Annotated in this window: 1 protein-coding gene; it reads right to left on the bottom strand. The window is 64.2% G+C overall.

The annotated features are described in order from the left end of the window. A partial coding sequence (locus AC0L2A_RS36225) for an efflux RND transporter permease subunit (protein ID WP_473612974.1) occupies positions 1–899 on the bottom strand: 899 nt, incomplete at both ends.

Genomic DNA, 899 nt, shown 5'->3' on the forward strand with positions numbered 1-899 from the left:
ATGACGATGAACACCAGGATCACGGCGATCATGACGTGGTTCTGCAGATCGCCGAGCAACTGGTTGACGAAGACCGATTTGTCCTGCGTGTAGGTGACGTGCATGCCTTCCGGCATGGTCTTTATGAAGGCATCGGACACGGCCCTCACCTGGGCGATCGTGTCGATCAGGTTGGAGCCGATGCGCTTCTTCACCTCGATGGCGATCGCCGGCTTGCCGTCGAGACGGGTCACCGTCTCGGCGTCCTTGAAGGTGGAGCGGACGGTGGCGATATCCTGGGCCTGCACCACGGCATTGGGGCCGGCGACGATCGGAAGCGCCGCCACGTCCTGTGGCGTTTCGATCAGCGACGGCACCTTGACGGCGTATTTGCCCTCGGACCCTTCGATGTTGCCGGCGGCGACAAGACTGTTGGAATCGCCGACCGCACCGATCAGCTGCTCGAGCTGCAGCCCGTATGACGACAGTTTCATCGGATCGATGACGACTTCGACGAGATCGTCGCGGGCGCCCTGCAGCGAGCCTTCCAGCACGCCAGGCACTTCCTCGATGCGGTCGCGCAACTCGCGCGCCGCCGTCGTCAGAACGCGCTCGGGCACCTCGCCCGACAGCGTCACGACAAGGACGGGGAACTCGGAGACGTTGACCTCGGAGACCACAGGCTCCTCGGCTGCCTGCGGCAGGTCGGCCTTGCCGTCCTGGACCTTGCTGCGCGTGTCCTGCAGCGCCGTCGCCAGATCCGTCTGCGGGTGGAATTCGACCAGCACATAGCCGCCGCCCTGGAAGGCGGCCGAGCGCATCTCCTTGAGCCCCTTGAGGCTCTTCAGCTTGGCTTCCATCGGCCGCAGCAGAAGGCGTTCCGAATCCTCGGGCGAGATGCCCTGATAGATCAGGCTGAC

The sequence above is a fragment of the Mesorhizobium sp. WSM4844 genome (genome assembly GCF_055811775.1).